1 protein-coding gene is annotated in these 663 nt (G+C 69.8%); it reads right to left on the bottom strand.

Annotated elements, in window-relative coordinates; all coding sequences use genetic code 11:
• The coding region (locus NS355_RS17985; protein ID WP_167345501.1) for a carbohydrate ABC transporter permease at nucleotides 1–619 on the bottom strand (619 nt) is incomplete at its 3' end.
• Between the last annotated feature and the right edge of the window lie 44 nt (nucleotides 620–663).

The following is a 663-nucleotide window of genomic DNA, read 5'->3' as shown; positions in this document are numbered from 1 at the left end:
CCTGTCTCGTGGGCTCGGTGGGAAGCGCCGCGAGGCCGCCGAGCACGATCAGCATGACGAGCGGCGTCCATTGCCAGGTCTCGACCAGCACCAGCGAGGGGATCACGGTCGCCGGGTGAAAGACCCAGAGCTGGGGCGGGATGCCGACGAGCGAGAGGAGATAGTTCAGCACCCCGAGCTGGGGGTGGAACATCATGGTCCAGACGAGCGCGATGGCGACGGGGGTCGCCATCATCGGCAGGATGAACACCCCGCGCAGGAAGCCCCGCAGCGGGAACTTGGCGTGGAACACGCAGGCCGCCAGCGTGCCGAGGATCAGCGGCAGCACCACCGAGAGCGCGGTGTAGACCAGCGTCTGCCACACCGCGTCGAGGAAGCGCGGATCGGTCGGGAGCCGCGCGTAGTTCGACAGGCCGACGAAGGCCGGCGCCGCGCCGACCTTCCATTCGTGCAGGCTCATCCACAGGGTGAAGGCCCAGGGAAACACGATCACCCCGACGACGACGACGAGGGCCGGCACCACGAAGGGCCAGTAGCCCGGCGGTTGCCAGCGGGCAGGCGCGGCCGCGTCGGCTGATGACAGATCGTCCGCGGGCGATGCGAGGCCGGCCCGCGCCATCAGGCCTTCTCGCTGCGCTCGAGGATCGGGCGGTACTGCTCGGC

This window comes from Sphingomonas yabuuchiae (assembly GCF_001477495.1).
In the GTDB taxonomy this organism is placed as follows: domain Bacteria; phylum Pseudomonadota; class Alphaproteobacteria; order Sphingomonadales; family Sphingomonadaceae; genus Sphingomonas; species Sphingomonas yabuuchiae_A.
This window is presented reverse-complemented; position numbering and strand designations above follow the sequence as displayed.